This window comes from Candidatus Limimorpha sp. (assembly GCF_056203535.1).
On sequence record NZ_JBADWU010000099.1, the window covers coordinates 1 to 16,263 of the forward strand.

General features: G+C 45.7%; 15 protein-coding genes. 4 read left to right on the top strand and 11 right to left on the bottom strand.

Annotated elements, in window-relative coordinates:
• The first annotated feature begins 309 nt into the window (after positions 1-309).
• The gene (locus tag AC06MN_RS11255; RefSeq protein ID WP_475672477.1) at positions 310-858 is read left to right on the top strand and encodes a hypothetical protein; all 549 of its coding nucleotides are present in this window, start codon (positions 310-312) and stop codon (positions 856-858) included.
• Positions 859-877: 19 nt separating this feature from the next.
• Here the strand turns inward: AC06MN_RS11255 and AC06MN_RS11260 are convergent, their stop codons facing one another.
• From AC06MN_RS11260 to AC06MN_RS11310, 11 genes are all read right to left on the bottom strand, one after another.
• On the bottom strand, positions 878-1,735 hold the full coding sequence (locus AC06MN_RS11260; RefSeq protein ID WP_475672478.1) for a sigma-70 family RNA polymerase sigma factor: 858 nt from the start codon (positions 1,733-1,735) through the stop codon (positions 878-880).
• A gap of 99 nt (positions 1,736-1,834) precedes the next feature.
• Complete coding sequence (locus AC06MN_RS11265) at positions 1,835-2,425, bottom strand: sigma-70 family RNA polymerase sigma factor (RefSeq protein ID WP_475672479.1); 591 nt, start codon at positions 2,423-2,425, stop codon at positions 1,835-1,837.
• Between the two features lie 269 nt (positions 2,426-2,694).
• Positions 2,695-3,654, bottom strand: coding sequence for a nucleotidyl transferase AbiEii/AbiGii toxin family protein (locus tag AC06MN_RS11270; protein ID WP_475672480.1), 960 nt, complete (start codon positions 3,652-3,654; stop codon positions 2,695-2,697).
• A gap of 38 nt (positions 3,655-3,692) precedes the next feature.
• Positions 3,693-4,307 carry a DUF6088 family protein gene (locus AC06MN_RS11275; protein WP_475672481.1) on the bottom strand — a complete coding sequence of 205 codons (615 nt, stop codon included), beginning with the start codon at positions 4,305-4,307 and terminating at the stop codon, positions 3,693-3,695.
• 92 nt (positions 4,308-4,399) lie between these two features.
• The gene (locus AC06MN_RS11280) at positions 4,400-5,374 is read right to left on the bottom strand and encodes a PCMD domain-containing protein (RefSeq protein ID WP_475672482.1); all 975 of its coding nucleotides are present in this window, start codon (positions 5,372-5,374) and stop codon (positions 4,400-4,402) included.
• A complete protein-coding gene (locus AC06MN_RS11285) occupies positions 5,326-6,153 on the bottom strand; it encodes an SDR family NAD(P)-dependent oxidoreductase (RefSeq protein WP_475672483.1) in 828 nt (275 codons plus the stop codon). The genes AC06MN_RS11280 and AC06MN_RS11285 overlap by 49 nt, the downstream gene beginning before the upstream one ends.
• Positions 6,135-6,950: an SDR family NAD(P)-dependent oxidoreductase gene (locus AC06MN_RS11290; protein WP_475672484.1), complete on the bottom strand. Its 816-nt coding sequence runs from the start codon at positions 6,948-6,950 to the stop codon at positions 6,135-6,137. The genes AC06MN_RS11285 and AC06MN_RS11290 overlap by 19 nt, the downstream gene beginning before the upstream one ends.
• A gap of 1 nt (position 6,951) precedes the next feature.
• A complete protein-coding gene (locus tag AC06MN_RS11295) occupies positions 6,952-8,364 on the bottom strand; it encodes an MGH1-like glycoside hydrolase domain-containing protein (RefSeq protein WP_475672485.1) in 1,413 nt (470 codons plus the stop codon).
• Positions 8,345-9,574, bottom strand: a complete 1,230-nt coding sequence (locus AC06MN_RS11300; RefSeq protein ID WP_475672486.1) for an NADH:flavin oxidoreductase — start codon at positions 9,572-9,574, stop codon at positions 8,345-8,347. The genes AC06MN_RS11295 and AC06MN_RS11300 overlap by 20 nt, the downstream gene beginning before the upstream one ends.
• A gap of 219 nt (positions 9,575-9,793) precedes the next feature.
• On the bottom strand, positions 9,794-10,561 hold the full coding sequence (locus AC06MN_RS11305) for a DUF1295 domain-containing protein (RefSeq protein WP_475672487.1): 768 nt from the start codon (positions 10,559-10,561) through the stop codon (positions 9,794-9,796).
• A 70-nt stretch (positions 10,562-10,631) separates the two neighbouring features.
• Complete coding sequence (locus AC06MN_RS11310) at positions 10,632-11,810, bottom strand: PDDEXK nuclease domain-containing protein (protein ID WP_475672488.1); 1,179 nt, start codon at positions 11,808-11,810, stop codon at positions 10,632-10,634.
• A gap of 84 nt (positions 11,811-11,894) precedes the next feature.
• Here AC06MN_RS11310 and AC06MN_RS11315 point away from each other — a divergent pair, with 84 nt between their 5' ends.
• From AC06MN_RS11315 to AC06MN_RS11325, 3 genes are all read left to right on the top strand, one after another.
• The gene (locus AC06MN_RS11315) at positions 11,895-14,138 is read left to right on the top strand and encodes an ATP-binding cassette domain-containing protein (RefSeq protein ID WP_475672489.1); all 2,244 of its coding nucleotides are present in this window, start codon (positions 11,895-11,897) and stop codon (positions 14,136-14,138) included.
• Between the two features lie 80 nt (positions 14,139-14,218).
• A complete protein-coding gene (yhdJ, locus tag AC06MN_RS11320; protein ID WP_475672491.1) occupies positions 14,219-15,112 on the top strand; it encodes an adenine-specific DNA-methyltransferase in 894 nt (297 codons plus the stop codon).
• 6 nt (positions 15,113-15,118) lie between these two features.
• A partial coding sequence (locus AC06MN_RS11325) for a hypothetical protein (protein WP_475672490.1) occupies positions 15,119-16,263 on the top strand: 1,145 nt, incomplete at its 3' end.

The following is a 16,263-nucleotide window of genomic DNA, read 5'->3' on the forward strand; positions in this document are numbered from 1 at the left end:
ATTGGACTCCGTCCTACTTGAAGTTGGCGCTTCGCGCTGGAATTTACGGGAATCGCATCGCGTCCCTTGAGCGCAGCGAAAGTCTCTAATTCCAAAAGGATTTCCGTAGCTCGTTGTCTTGCACTTCCGGCAGGCTTCTCTAATTCGCTAATTCTTGATAAAAACAAGAATATTCTGGAAATAGGAATCGCTGATATAATTGGAACGATTTTACAAGACACAAATAGTTTTGAACCCAGTTTTGCAAGTTTTTTTTAAAACCTTAAAACCACAAAAACGTTATCTTTGCACCCAAATCAACACCCACCTATGGAAACACAAACCGATCAGGAAAGGGTCGAAGCCCTGCTCAGAGCCACCAACCGCAGTGGCGTGGAGAAACTCATCACTTGGCTTGAAAAGAAAAGCTACTTCACGGCGCCGGCCAGCGTATGCTTTCACAACCATGTCGAAGGCGGACTAGCCCACCACTCTCTCCAAGTCTACGACCTAGCCATGAGACTCAGGAGCGAATGGATAGCCGAAGGCAAAGCCACGGCTGAAGAACTGCCCGAGGACAGCGTCACGCTCAGCACGCTGCTCCACGATGTGTGCAAACACGACGTGTATTTCATGAAAGACGGCGAGCCGCAATGCGACAAGGAGAAGCGCAAACTTGGCCACGGCCGCCGCTCCATGATGCTGCTCATCAAGACCATTGGCTTCCCGCTCAACTACAACGAGATGATGGCCATCTGGTGGCACATGGGCAACGAGCACGAGCCGTCGTACCAATACTACAAAAGCGAATACAAGGAATCGGAGACCATACCGCTCTGCGTGCTCATCCGCAAGGCCGACCACGACGCCACGCATTGAGACTTATCCACACGCATCCTCACGCCGACAACAACAAGAAAGCCGCATCGTTACGTAGTTTCTTCAAGGCACGGTCGCGGCAGTCACGGACACTTTCGCGCGAGATGCCCAGTTCGGTAGCGACTTCATCCAAAGAAAATTCGCGTTCCTCGCCTATGCCATAAAGCATCTTCAGGACCTTGCCCTCCCTTTCTTTCAGCATATCGAGTCTATTGATGATGAGATCCTGTTCCGAGCTCCTCTCCACCGACAAATCCGTAGGCTCGTATTCATCAGCGACAAACACGTCGAGAAGGCTATCCGCATCGGCATCCTCATTCAGCGGCTCGTCAAGCATGATTTTCGGATTCGACATGGTAAGCAGGCCTTCCACTTTGGCCACCTTCCAATCCAATTGCAGGGCGATTTCTTCCATCGACGGACGGCGGTGCAGTTTTTGTTCCAGTTCTCGCGCCGTTTTCTTGGCACGCGCCATATCAAGGTTGACATTGGCAGGGATTCGGACCGTGCGCGAATATTCCACAATCGCCTTCAATATAGCCTGGCGAATCCACCAGACGGCAAAGGAGATGAATTTGAAGCCACGCGTTTCATCGAAACGCTGCGCAGCCTTGATAAGTCCCAGATTGCCCTCCTGAATCAAGTCCTCCAAATCGACGCCAAGCCCCGAATACTGCTTGGCAGCCGAGACAAGGAAACGCTGATTGGCCAGCACCAGACGGTCCATGGCAGCCTTGTCACCCTCATGAATGCGGCGGACTAATTCGACCTCCTCCTCTTCACTCAAAACCTTATACTTCACAATGTCGGCAAAATAATTCTTCAACGACACCGTATTTCTTTCCGTAACCGAATTTGTAATGTTAATTAAACTCATATCTCAATTGTTTTTTGTTTTCAAATAAACTATACCATGAAACGCCACATTTTGCAAGGGAATGTGGCGCTTTTTCTTTCGGACGACAAATTGTCAGCATCAAGCCACATCGCCATAACCCATCAAAGGCTTGCGGAGGTCCTTGAGCGCCCTATCGCGCAATTGGCGCACACGCTCACGCGAAAGAGCCATGAAAGCCGCAATTTCGTCAAGCGAAAACTCCTTTCCGCCGATTCCGTAATACATTCTGACCACCATGGCATCACGAGGGGCGATACTTTCAAGCGCATTACTGACATCTTGTCGCTTTGATGACAGTTCACACGCCGGATGTTCCGACAAATCGAGCACCTCTTCCAAACGGTTTTTCACTTCTTCCGCCTTATGCAACTGTTTCACAAGGTCAAACGGATACTTTAAAATCCAATCGTAGGCGTATGTGGTGAGTCTACAGCCCCTGCTGCTATCGAAATGCTTGACAGCTACGAAAAAGCCACGTCTCCCCTCGGCAAGCATATCGTCGCGCCAATTGGGATACGCCAGCAGGTGCTTCCCGTCCAGCACCGAATACACGAACTTCTCGTACCTTTTCCACAGTTCGCTGAAGCCGCGGTAGTCACCATGTTGCACCATTTCCACGAGTTGGTTGTCATCGAGCATTTCAATCATAGATGAGTAAATTTTTTCCATAATATTGTTTTAATGAATACTGAATTAAAAAAGAACACCATTTTTCTCGGAGCAACTTACTGTTTCTCAAAGACAAAAGAGGAAAACAAATAAATGCACAAAGAATCGCCCAAGGCGAAACTCCAGCAAACATCAGCATAAAAAAGCGCTGACTTTTTTCATAATCCTGCGGCATTAATTATCAAAAATCATGCCACGGGAGGCGTTTTGTTTAAAAATATTTTCTAATACTCCAGCCTCACATTATCCACCCAAAGCACATTGTCCGATTATCGGATTTTTCTCACTCTTTCCTGTAAATCCTTCATCGTTGCCATCAGTTCGGTCCAAGTCGGTTTCTCGCCATAAATCATTGTGCGGCACATCCTTTCGTAATCGGTCTTCCATAAAGGCAGCACATCAGCTGGTATCTCCAACGAAAGACGTGATGGCTTCAAGGTGTCGTAGTCGAAACCTTTCAATCCGATGAATTTCCTTCTATGTTCCATAACGGCATGATACAATTCGGAATCGGCCAAGGCATCAGCCGCAATGGGCGTTTGCATCATTCTGTACAAGTCATACAAATGTCGCGACATACGTTCGGTACGCACATCCGCCAAAGGTTTCGCAAACTCCTCGTGCAACAGCATCATTTTTTCAAGGAAAGTACGTTGAGGAGCAACTGCCGTTATCAAGCATGGGACTTCCGCAAACACACTTTCAGGCAGAAATTCTGCTATCATAGACTGGATGGCATGGCCTTTCACTGGCTCGTGCATTGACCGACCACTAACCTCAACTTTCACAATATGTTTCAAATAGGTATGTTCTCCCAAAGAAGGCTGATATTCCACCTCTATCACCTCAGGATCCGTAGTACTCACCGAAGTAATGTTCACATGGACGGTAAACGCATCAGCATTTATTCCGTTTGCCAGCATTTGCTTCCGTAATTCATGTTGCAGTCTCTCTCGCACAAACGTGCAAGATGCACGCCTTAGTTTATCGCTAATCTGCGTCTTCGACAATTCGTCGCCAAAGCCCAAATACTCACGCGAAACCGCCACATCAATATCTTCCGAAAAACGGTCAATCACGCCCCAACATTTGCTTAAAGAAGTTCCGCCTTTAAACGAAAGATACTCAGCACATGGCAATTCAAACAATGCGCGAAGCACCTGTGTCACCCACCAGTCTTTTTCCAAAACGAACCCCTCAATGCCCGTACGCATACTAAGTTGTTCCAACAACGTTCTTTTGTCTTCATTAGGCAAATTTCCAAATATCACTTTTCCTTCCATGAGTTCAATAGATTACGCACCCAAATCGGTGCAAGATTAATATCCGCTTTGTAGTCCTCTTCAGGCACTTGATTTAGATGGCTGACAAGGATACGCATCTGCTCCTCCGTCACACGGTTTTCACCAATAGCTCTCACCGCCATCACGACGAACTGCATCATCTCCGACTGATAGGCGAAAATACGCATTTCAGTAGTATGCTGGAAAAGGATGCCTTGACCCTCTCCCACCTTTATTCGCCGAGGCGAACCATTGGTAAGAAAAACCGCATTGACGGGCACCTGCGAAGAAAGCCCCAATAAATTCAAGACATAATCCTCACAAGGTACAATTTTTACCCTATCTCGCTTTGCAATAGCCCTGGCGATTTCACGGATTCCTGGCAACATGACACCTAAACCCCATTTCGTATCTATCTTAGGCTTGCAATAAATACCTTGAGCTACACGTACAATTTGCCCTGAACGGCAAAGTCTCACCAATGCCGAACGAACAGCATCAGATGTGCCCAAATCGCTCAGACTGTCAGGGAAAAAAATTTCCCCTTCCGCAAACGTCCGCACCCGTTCTTCGAGTTGTTGATAAGTACTGTCTTTCATTATTGCAACACAAATATATCATAAATTTGTGGCAAAAATACACATTTAAATCAATTTGAGAACTAAAAGCAATGCCAAAAAGCAGAAAAAAATCAATACTCCAGCCTCACATTATCCACCCAAAGCACGTTGTCCAAGGCACCGGTGAACGCACCGCAACTGCTTGAAGAAATCATCATGATTGCGTGTGTGACAGGACTATCTGCATCGGCCCACGATTCTTCCAAGATAGGTTTGCTCTCCCCTTTCTTGTTCAGGGCATAAAACGGATCATCTTTCGGGCGTAAATCCATATAAGGCTGATAATCTTCCGATTGACGCGCATCGCCATAAATGACAGGGATTCTTTGGTTTTTCACCCAGCCGTCAGAAGTCTTGTCGATATGGTAATAAGCCGTTCCGACCCTTTTGGCGTGAATGTTGCCACTTTCATCCTCCCAACGGTATTGCAGAATGAGCATGATTTCTTCAGGATCATTGCCATCGAGAGTCGTTGTACGCATCGAGCTGCCTTTCACTAATTTACCCATGTTTGGCAGTTTTGATTTGTAATCAAGCACCACAGCCTTCGGCTTTTTCGTAAACGGAATCCCCCAATCCATGAAAGAATACGGATTCTTGACACCTGTAACAGGTTCCAGCATCTTGCCCCAGAAAACGGAGCCAGCTGCAACCGCCTTTATATTGATGATACCCACCGCTTTACATGACACAATGCCAGTTGTCAGCTTGACGCATTTACCCGTAGGGCCTTTATCGGGCGTGGCATTGGTGCTGGTCTTCACCACACCCATCACATTGGCGAAAGCATTCGAAGTCGCCCAAATCGTATTATCATACTTAAACGGCTCATTGCCCCGAATCGTGTCGGTGGGTGCCGGCACATACAAGACTTTGGTGTCGCCACCGAGCAAATCCGATTCGGTGATGTAGCGCACCGTCCATTGTTCGAAATCGCCAAAAGGCACAGCCTCATAACGTTGCGCAAATGAGCGATTCAAAAACATGCAAATCAAGGCTAAAACGAAAGCCCTTTTTGAAACAGTAGATTTTCTGTAGTTTCCCATAACCAATTAATTTTAGGATTAGACATATATTTTCGATTAACATTCCGATATGTTTTTCCAACAAAATACTTGCCAGAAAATTCGCTCGTCATCGCGTTGACAGGCGGAATTGCACCTTTTTCAGGCGATTTGCAGAAAGGGCGGAAAACAGCATCCGCCAAAGGATCGAACCAACGGCCAAGGCTAATCATATTGCTGTTCACCACGCCAGGGTCAGCCATATTGACATGAAAACCAGTTTTTTGCGACAAGGCAAGTGTAAACAGCAGCAAAGCCAATTTCGAATCGGCATACGTTCCCAACTGACTGAAATCCTTTTCCGTTTTTTCAAAGAAAGTGCGGTCGAGTTTCGCCATGCCGCAAGTCAGGGAAACCATGTTCACGATGTGTGCATCAGGCTGAAACAGAGGCAACAAGGTGCGCGTCAGGAAATAAGGCGCAATGTAATTGACGGCAATGGTCTTTTCAAAACCATCTTCCGACAAAGCGAAATTGCGGTTCATTGTGCCAGCATTATTGAAAATGCCGCCAAGTTGCATTCCGTTGTCTTTCAAGCTATCGGCAAAACTTTTTACTGATTTTAGCGAAGCCATGTCAACCTGCATCACTTGCAAATCGGCTTCAGGCAAAGAGTTTTGGATTTCAGTTTTAGTCTTCTCCCCTTTCTCCACATTGCGGCAAGCCATAATGACCCGATAACCGCGTTGCGCCAAAGCACGAACCGCAGCCGAGCCGATGCTGCCCGAAGCACCCGTCACGATTACTTGAACTTTTTCCATAAGCGATTCACTAACCATTTGGGTAACAATGCGATAATCGGCGGCAGATAGATATTCATAAAACCTGGTTTCACGACACGCTTCTTGCGGAACATGCCTTTCAAAGCCTTGCGCACCAGCCACTGCGGTGTGCCAATCACGCCTAATTTGACGCCCAAATCGAGCAAACTTTCTTTCAGTTTATAAAGCGGTGTGGCAATGGCAGCGGGGCAAACCGTCGTCACACCAACGCCGTAAGGATGCATTTCGAAATACAATGACTTGCCGAAACTCTTCAGATAGGCTTTCGTGGCCGAATAAACCGTGATGCCCGGCATGGGGAATGTGGCCGCCATCGACGAAACGACAATGATGAAACCGTGACCGCGTTGTTTCATTTCGTTGCCGAAAAGTATGCAAAGGCGCGTCGGCGTATAGGTATGCAAACGCAACATTGTCAAGGCCTTTGCCTCGTTCTCGCGCGTCAGTTCCTCGAAGAAAAACATGCCCGCATTGTTGATGAGAATATCAATTTCCAATTGCCGTTCATTGCAAAAAACAAGCAGTTCATCGGCAGCGGTAGCTACAGCCAAATCCTGAAAACGTGGCACGACCTCAACGCCAAATTGCGATGACAATTCGGATGAAACCTTTTCCAGTTCCTTTTCCTGATTGCTCACCAACAGCAAGTTACAGCCTGCTTCGGCCAATTGGTGCGCATATTGCAAACCCATGCCCGAACTGCCGCCCGTAACCAAAGCCCAAGGCGTGTGCTGGCATTGCTGCGCATATTTACTGACTCTTTTTTGAAGATTCATCTTATTCCAATTCAATTTCAACTAAAACATCACCTTCGTAATTCGAAGCCCACAAACACTCATCATGTGATTTTTCGCCATTTATCTTGAAACTTTTCATCTCTTTGCCGTGACCTTTGACAACGACTGTAAGATTCATGTTTCGGTAGCGGATGCCACTCAAGCGACATTCACTGCCATCCTTCATGCCAACTGGATTGAATTCTATTCCCCAATCCCTAAACTCAAGGCCAAAGACATGATTGATAATGAGTCGAATAAAGCCCGAAGCGCACCAAGTCTGATGATGTTTCACATCCCAAAGCGCACCACACTGATAGCCGCCCGAAGGCTCACCTTCGATGGTGTAAATTTCGCAAAAGTCTCCACCACTATGATTCATCGCCAAATCGGCCATGTTTTCCAACTCAAAATAGAAAGGTTCCAACAAACCATAATGCGCACATCCAGAAGCATATAAGGCATTGACATGAGGCCAAACCATCAGGTTGTGACGACCTGGCTTGTCGGGCGTATTGCGTGGAAATGATGGACTCACGCTGGCAATGCCATGCTCCGTAATAAAAGCATTTTTCACCATCTCTTCAGCTTCCTCAGCACCCAAGATGTCGAACAGCAGAGCAAAAGCCAAACCCATTCCCTCCTGATAATCGTGCGGATGGCCTAAATGGTCGATGAGATAGTAGAACTTATGTTCCTCGGAACGATAAAATGTTTCAACGATGCGATTTTCCAAACGACGAGCAGATTCATAATATGATTCCGAAGCATCGGTCAAGCCAAACTTTTCCGACATTTTAGCCAAAAGCCAATAGGCTTCCATATATAAAACATTCGTGCTCAAACATTTAATCGTAGCCGAATTGGAATGATGCAGCACATAGCTGTCGTCCCATTTGGCTGGGTCGTAAACGGGTTCATCGTAGGCTGCAATGCCATCCTGAAAAACGGCAGGACCCATGAAAAGTCCCGAAACCGAATCAAAGCACTGCGTTTCCAATTCCGCCATCGTATTCTTACAGCAATCGTAGGCTTTGGTCAGGAAAATCATGTCGCCAGTCACCTGATAATGGTTGTAAGCACCTATGGTCCAAATGATTTTGTCCCAATACTGGTGCCCAATCGTCGTGCTGTCGTTGGTGACACTCCAAAGCGATTTTTCCGCCACTTCGGGATGAAGCAAACTCACAGCGTTCCAGCAGTTTATGGCACAATCACGCGTCCATTCGCCGCCGTAACCTTCGCCCGCTTCTATCATGCCATCATGAATATTGTGGTCGATGGTCCAGACGGCCAGCTTGAAAGCACTGTCCAAAAGCGCATTATTAGACTGCATTTCCTGTGCCATGCCTTGCAGCGACATGAAACACACAAGCAATCCGATAAAGATTTTTTTAAAGCGTTTCTTCAGCATGATCGATTTCCTTTTGCAGTTTATCAGGCAGATTTTCAACACAATGGTGACACTTCATTTCCAAGGTATACATACGGCCAATGCAATAGTTGGAGTGTTTGCAGCCACTGCGCTCAATCTCGCCCGATTTCAGTTTGTTGACGAAGTCGGTGTCATGCACCAAGGCGCGTGCCATCTGCAAGCCCGTGAAACCTGCATCGAGCACTTCTTCCATCTTTTGCTTTGAAATCAAGCCGCCGACATAAATCAGAGGCAGTTTCAGATTGGCGCGGAAAACTTTGGCATCTTCCAAGAAATAACCTTCGCTGTAAGGCACGGTCGGAATCATGATACGACCTGCAAAAGCCAAACCGGCTTTCAGCCACCAGAATTTCTTCATATCCATATAATGACGCAAGGTCTTCAAAGGCATGGCACCACGCATCACCTCCATCGGGGCTTTGCTGACGAAACCTGCCGTAAGCACCAAGGCATGGACGCCCAAACGTTCCAGTTCCTGAGCCACCTTGATGCACTCTTCCTGCTGCATGCCACGCTTGAAGCCATCGTGCATGTTGACCTTCGCCACAACTGCCATATCATCCTTGGCGTGAACCATTACTTCGTTGATAACCAATTGCATGAAACGCATCCTATTTTCAAGGCTGCCGCCAAATTCATCGTGACGATGATTGGTATAAGGCGACAAAAACTGACTGATGAGATAACCATGTCCGGCATGGATTTCGACGCAATCGAAACCCGCTTCACGCGCCAAATCGACGGCCTTGCCAAAATCCTTGACCATGGCATAGATTTCATCCTTGCGCAATTTCCTGACGAAAGTCGGCGAATAAAGGTTGAAGCCGCCCGAAGCGCCGACCGGCATACAGCCGCAAGTGGCACGGTGCGTCATGTTGCCGCAATGCCCCAACTGGATGGAAGCCTTTGCGCCTTCGGCATGAACGGCATCAGTGAGTTTTTTCAGTTCGGGAACGATTTCCTCACGCATCCAAAGTTGTCCGTTGAACGACAGACCCGACTGCGACACGGCAGCGTAAGCCACCGTAGTCATGCCCACGCCGCCTTTTGCAACGGCGACATGATAGTTAAACAAATCCTGAGAAGGCTTGTTACCATAAGCCATATTCTCAAAAGCGGCGGAGCGAATCACCCTGTTTCTCAAAGTGACCGGCCCGATTTGACATGGTGTAAATATCTTTGATTCCATGAGCAATGTTTGTTATGTATCGTTGGTTTTCAGTTTTCAGTTATCGGTTTTCAGTTGTAAAAAAGTTCAAACCTTAACACTTTACATTTTCACTATGAACCGTCGTTTCGATAAACTCAACGAGCTAATTTCACGATTTCATTTTATCACTTTCCATTTTCCACTATTTCACTTTCCACTTTAGCACTTTCCACTTCAACACTTCCCACTTCAACACTTTCAATAAATAAACGGTATAATTCTTTTTGTTTTCTTCGTATCCAATTCATCGCCAAATTCGGCCTTATACTTGTCGTAGATGCGGGCGGCACGCGGTCCCAGATTGGCGAAAGTCCACAAAGCGAAGACGGCTCCCGACCACGACCAAGTCAGCACGGCGAAGCCAATCCACTCCAAAAATTCGCCGAAATAATTCGCCGATGTGACATATTTGAACATGCCTTCCTTGGGCAGATAGTGTTTCGTGTCGCCAGGTTTCCGCAAATTGCGGATAATGTCATCCGACTGAATGTTGATGAACAGACCCACTAGGAAAATCAGGAAGCCGATGATGAATTTCGGCGTCGAGAGATAATTGGGCGCATAATAGTCATCGGGCGAAATGAAGAATATCCAACCGCCTTGCATTAAGGCATTCAAAGTATTGAAAACCATGCCCATAAGAATTATAGACAGAGGCATCTTGCTTTTGCCGCGAATGCGGAACGGGAAGACAAACGAGCGTTGGAAATAGTGCAATTCAAAAAGGAAAAGGAAGGCGATTCGGGTCAAATCACCTACTCTATCCGAACAAAGCCACATCACGAGCATGGCGATGAAAACCGGCGCTTCCATCAGCACCCAGCCCACTTTGTTGTTGATGGCCGGGCCCCATTTCTTGTTGTAAAACTTACCGTAACCTGCATCGACGAAATACAAGGCCACAAAGACAATCACGGCCACACAAGCCATGACAATGAGAAAAATATTAAAACTTTGCAAACTCATTTTGATTAAAATAATTGTTAAGAGTAGGAAATAAGTTCTATCGAATGAAATATTGCACAGATAATGATCCTTAGCTGTCGTTTTCTCCAGACAGCAGTCCTTTGAGGGCTTCAACATCAGGCAAAGCCTTCCGAAGTCTCTCCGGCATATCGGCGGTTGTCCTGTAAGTCGCCACTCCCATAGGAGAATCATATTTTTGAATCACATATTCGACATACGACCTGTCTGCATCTTGACACAAGATGATTCCTATCGATGGATTTTCATTAGGTTTGCGCACTTCATCGTCCAAAAGTTGCAGGTATGTTTGGAGCTGTCCTAAATAGATTGGCTTGAACTCTCCAAGTTTCAATTCAACAGCAACTAAACAGGCCAACTCTCGGTTGAAGAAAAGCAAATCAATGAAATGATGCTTGCCGAATTTTTCTATATGGTACTGGTTACGAATAAATGAAAAGTCCTCACCAAACATCAGGATGAAGTTCTTGATGTTCTGCACAATTGCTTGTTCAACAACTTTTTCATCAACATCTGCACTGTCTCTGGCACATAGTTCTTCGACATTGATGTAGTCTAAAAGGTACTCATCCTTAAACATCTCTATGGCTTTAAGCGCCTGAACCTTTTTAGGCAGCGTCAACAAGAAATTGTTTGGCATTTCTGACTGGTGATGGAAAAGGTCTTGTTTCAGTAACTCACGGAGCCTATATTTATCCCACTTGCAGAGCGCAGTCTGATGGATATAAAACAGTCGTTCTTCCAAAGTTTTCGTCTTATTCAGTATTTCCATGTGATGCGTGAAACTTACTGACAAGAAATCGCAAGCCAATTCAACGTCAAAAATTGTCGGTTTGAAATCCAAACGAGATACGGCCGTACTTTTCATTTCGTCAGCCGATGGCTGACGATTCGCATCTTCCTGCAAATCTGACTGTTGAAATTCGTCAGCCAATGGCTGACGAATTATATACTCACGCCACTGCTCATAGAAGATTCTCATGTTTTTGATGCTGGTTTCACCAAAACCTTTCAAACCCGGCAGTTCCTTCTGAAGTTGCTGGCTGATGGAAACTATGGCGCCACTTCCCCATTGTTGTCTATGCGATTCTTTTGAGATGTACCCGCCTATGGCAAAATAGAGTGTCAGTAAATCGGCATTTACTCTTTTCGCCGTTTGTTCCTGACTCTGAAGGATGGCCGTCTTGATGATTTGAACGGCTTGAGAAAAAGATGTAAGCGTATCATTCATGGCACAAAAATACGATTTATTTAGATGTGTCAGCTGAATAATAAATAAATCCCTACCTTTGCTAACTTTTTCAATCAAATGCAAATGGAAGACTACATCCTTATTGAAGGCGCGACTGAAAACAATCTGAAAAACCTTTCGCTGAAAATTCCCAAAAGGCAAATCACCATCGTGACGGGCGTTTCCGGCTCGGGAAAATCGTCGCTTGTTCTGGACACGATAGCGGCAAAATCGAGGCGCGAACTGAACGATACTTTTCCTTCTTTCACGCAGCAATATCTGCCGAAATATGGTCGTCCTCATGTGGAAAAGATTGAAAATCTTCCTATTGCCATCGTCATCGAGCAACGCAAGCCCACCTCCAATTCACGCTCGACGGTGGGCACTTACACCGACATTTATGCCTTGCTGCGACTGCTGTTTTCGCGTGTCGGACAGCCTTTTGTCGGCTATTCCGATGTCTTTTCGTTCAATCATCCTTTGGGCAGCTGCCCGCGCTGTGCGGGCTTGGGCGAAATCCGCGAACTTGACATTCACAAACTCGTCGATTTCGACAAATCGCTCAACGATGAAGACACCATCCATTACATCGCTTTCGGCAAAGGCGGCTGGCGCTGGATCCGTTACGCCCACAGCGGTCTTTTCGACTTGGACAAGAAAATCAAGGACTATTCACCTGAAGAACTGGATTTGTTCCTCAATTCGCCGCAAATCAAGCTGAAAAACCCGCCGAAAAACTGGCCGAAAAGTGCCAAATACGAAGGCTTGATTCCACGCATGTACCGCAGCATCATCAATTCGGAAGAAGGTTTGCTTCATGCCGCCGTACTCAACCCGATGCTCACTATGGGTACTTGTCCCGACTGCAAAGGAACTCGCCTCAACCCGACGATTCTTTCCTGCAAAATCAACGGGAAAAACATTGCCGACGTTACCGCCATGAGCATCGCCGACTGCAAAATATGGATGGGAAGCATTGATAATCACTTGGCTGAAGACATCAAGCACGCCACCATCGAAAGGCTTTCCGCATTGGAAGAAATCGGCTTAGGCTACCTCACCCTCGACCGCGCCATCGGCACACTTTCGGGCGGCGAAGCGCAACGTTGCAAGATTGCAAAATACATCAACTCATCGCTTTCCGATGTCATGTATATTCTTGACGAGCCGAGCGTCGGCCTCCACAACCACGACATTCTGCTCATGCAGAACTCCGTCAAGAAACTGAAACAGCACGGCAACACGGTCATTTTAGTTGAGCACCACAAGGACATGATTAAGATCGCCGACCATATCATCGACATGGGTCCCGGTGCGGGTGCTGCCGGCGGTCAGATACTTTTTGAAGGCAGTTACGAAGAACTGCTCCGGAGCCACACTCTGACAGGCACCCGATTAAGCGCTTCCAAGCAACTGAAAGACAAGGTCAGGACGCCAAGCGGCTGGTTCCATCTGGAACACGCCGACTTGCACAACCTGAAAGACATCACCATCGACATGCCACTCGGCGTGATGACCGCCGTGGTCGGCGTGGCCGGTTCGGGGAAAAGTTCACTCATGGAGTGTTTCATGAAAACCTGCCCGAATCCCGACGACATTGTCTATATTAGTCAGAAAAACATCGGCATCAGTCTGCGCTCAACGCCAGCCACTTACCTTGACGTCGCCGACGACATCCGCAAGGTCTTCGCCAAGGAAAACAAGGTGAAAATGGACCTGTTCTCCTTCAACGGCAAAGGCGGTTGTCCCGTCTGCCAAGGCAAAGGCGTCATCGTATCCGACATGGCTTTCATGGATGCCATCGAGACAGTCTGCGAAGCATGCGGCGGCCTGCGCTATTCCAACGAAGTGCTTGAATACAAGGTGCAAGGCATGAACATCGCCCAAGTCATGGACCTCACTGCCGAGAAAGCCTGCGAAATGTTTTCCGGCACCGTGATAGCCGAAAAACTGGAGCCTTTACTGCAAGTCGGATTGAGTTATTTGCACCTCAACCAGTCGCTTTCGACACTTTCGGGCGGCGAATTGCAACGCATCAAACTGGCATCATACCTGCGCAACAAAGGCAAGATTTTCATCCTCGACGAACCTTCCGATGGCCTTCATCTCAACGACATCGATCGCATCCTCCGCCTATTCGATGAGATGGTTGAAAAAGCCAACACGATTTTCCTCATCGAGCACAATCTGGAAATGGTGAAGTCAGCCGACTATGCCATCGAACTCGGTCCCGGCGGCGGCAACATGGGCGGCGAGATTCTTTTCTCCGGCACGCCAAAAGCCATGACGGAATGTGAAAATTCGGTGACGGGAAAGTACTTGATTTGATAGAAATGTATATTTTTGCCTCAAAATAAAGAGAAATGAGCACAACGCAACATACGATTATAAATGGAGATTGCAGGAAAATGTTTCCATCCTTTCATCAAGACTTTCAAGAAACAGTTTTTGAAAAAGATGGGCATAAAATATATTGGGGAGATTCAATAAACATCTTACAAAATCAAATACCTGACGAATCCATTGACTTGATTTTTGTTGACCCTCCATATAATATCGGCAAGAATTTCAATGGTTTAAAAGACAAATGGAAAAACGAAGATGATTACCTTTCGTGGTGTTACCAATGGATTGACTTGTGCATTCAAAAACTTAAACCATCCGGTTCAATGTACATCATGACATCAACGCAATTCATGCCCTACTTTGACATTTTCATCCGCAAAAAGATGGAGATTTTGTCCAGAATAGTTTGGAGTTATGACAGTTCAGGCGTACAGGCTAAAAATTATTACGGTTCCATGTACGAGCCAATTTTGTTTTGCGTGAAAGACAAAAACAATTACACCTTCAACGCAAAAGACATTATGGTGGAAGCCAAGACCGGCTCAAAACGGAAACTGATTGATTATCGGAAAAACCCGCCACAAGTTTATAGTTCCGAAAAAGTTCCAGGGAATGTTTGGGAGTTTGCCAGAGTCCGTTACCGCATGGATGAATATGAGAACCATCCTACACAAAAGCCTATTACACTGTTAGACAGAATAATAAAAGCCAGTTCAAACGAAGGCGACACCGTTTTAGATCCTTTTTCAGGAACCTTCACGACAGGTTTTGTCGCCAAACAACTTAACAGAAAATCAATTAGCATCGAAATTCAGGAAGAGTATTTAAAAATCGGTTTACGAAGGTTACAAATTCGAGATGAGTACAAAGGAGAAATGCTGACAAAAGAACCAAGAACTTTTGAAACCGAGAGAATTACTGAGCAAAACTATATGTTGAATCTTTTTGAAGCCTAAGAAATCATGGAACATCAATTCACAAGTACCATAAAGGAAATCCTTTATCAGAATTTTGGAGAACACGCCGATAAAATTTTCGACAACAGTCTATTAATCCAATATCTGAATGAAAAAACACGTTCCGCTAACCGTGGCTCAAAATCGAGAGGCAGCTTTGCCAACCTCTACGCCATATACGTAATTATCGAAGACTATCTTAATCATGGGTTCGACAAAAACGATGAATATAAATCATACGAAGGTGCAGCTTATTCTCCTCTGTTCACCAGACAAAGAGAATTACCATTTGGAGAAAAACTTCAAAACCATGCACTTAATAACAGAATGAATGCTGAGTTTCAGAAATATTTCCCTTTTTCCGAATTAACACCAATTATTAGAAACCTTGAGACAAACCGCTATTGGATAAATGAAAATTTGATAAAAGTCAATGTTGAAAACCTGACTTTTAACATCGCCCAATCCATTATTCAAATAATAAACGAATATGTAAAGGCAAAGCAAGACGCTTTCCTTCAATTTGTGAAGACTTGCAAAGAGATTCAGCGACTTGGAAAACACAAAAAAGATGAGGTTGAGGCTTTTATCATCGGTTTGTTGGCTCCAAATGTTGATGCCCGATTATTTGAAATTGTCAGTTATTCGATTTTGAAATACTATTACCATGACCAACAGATTTACTGGGGCTATGACCTGAAACATCTAAACAAGGAAAATCTGCAACTATTCAAAACCGGCAGAACAAATGCCAACGATGGCGGAATTGATTTTGTAATGCGACCGTTGGGGCGTTTCTTTCAAGTCACGGAAACATTGGATTTCAAGAAGTATTTTCTCGACATCGACAAAATCCAAAGATACCCAATAACTTTCGTAATTAAATCGAATGAATCGAAAGACGAAATCATTAGCAAAATAAGGGAAAACGCCATCAAATCATACACAATTGATGCTATCGTAAACAACTATTACTTTGTAACATCTAAATATTGCATAAAACAAAAAAAAATAATCGTATCTTTGCCGCGTCACATACAACACGATACGATTATGCCTATCCAGAAGTACGAGGTAAGTCTGTCTGCAACGGAGCGCAAGCAACTTACCAAGATTGTAAAGTCCGGCAAGATGCCGGCAAGGACCATCCT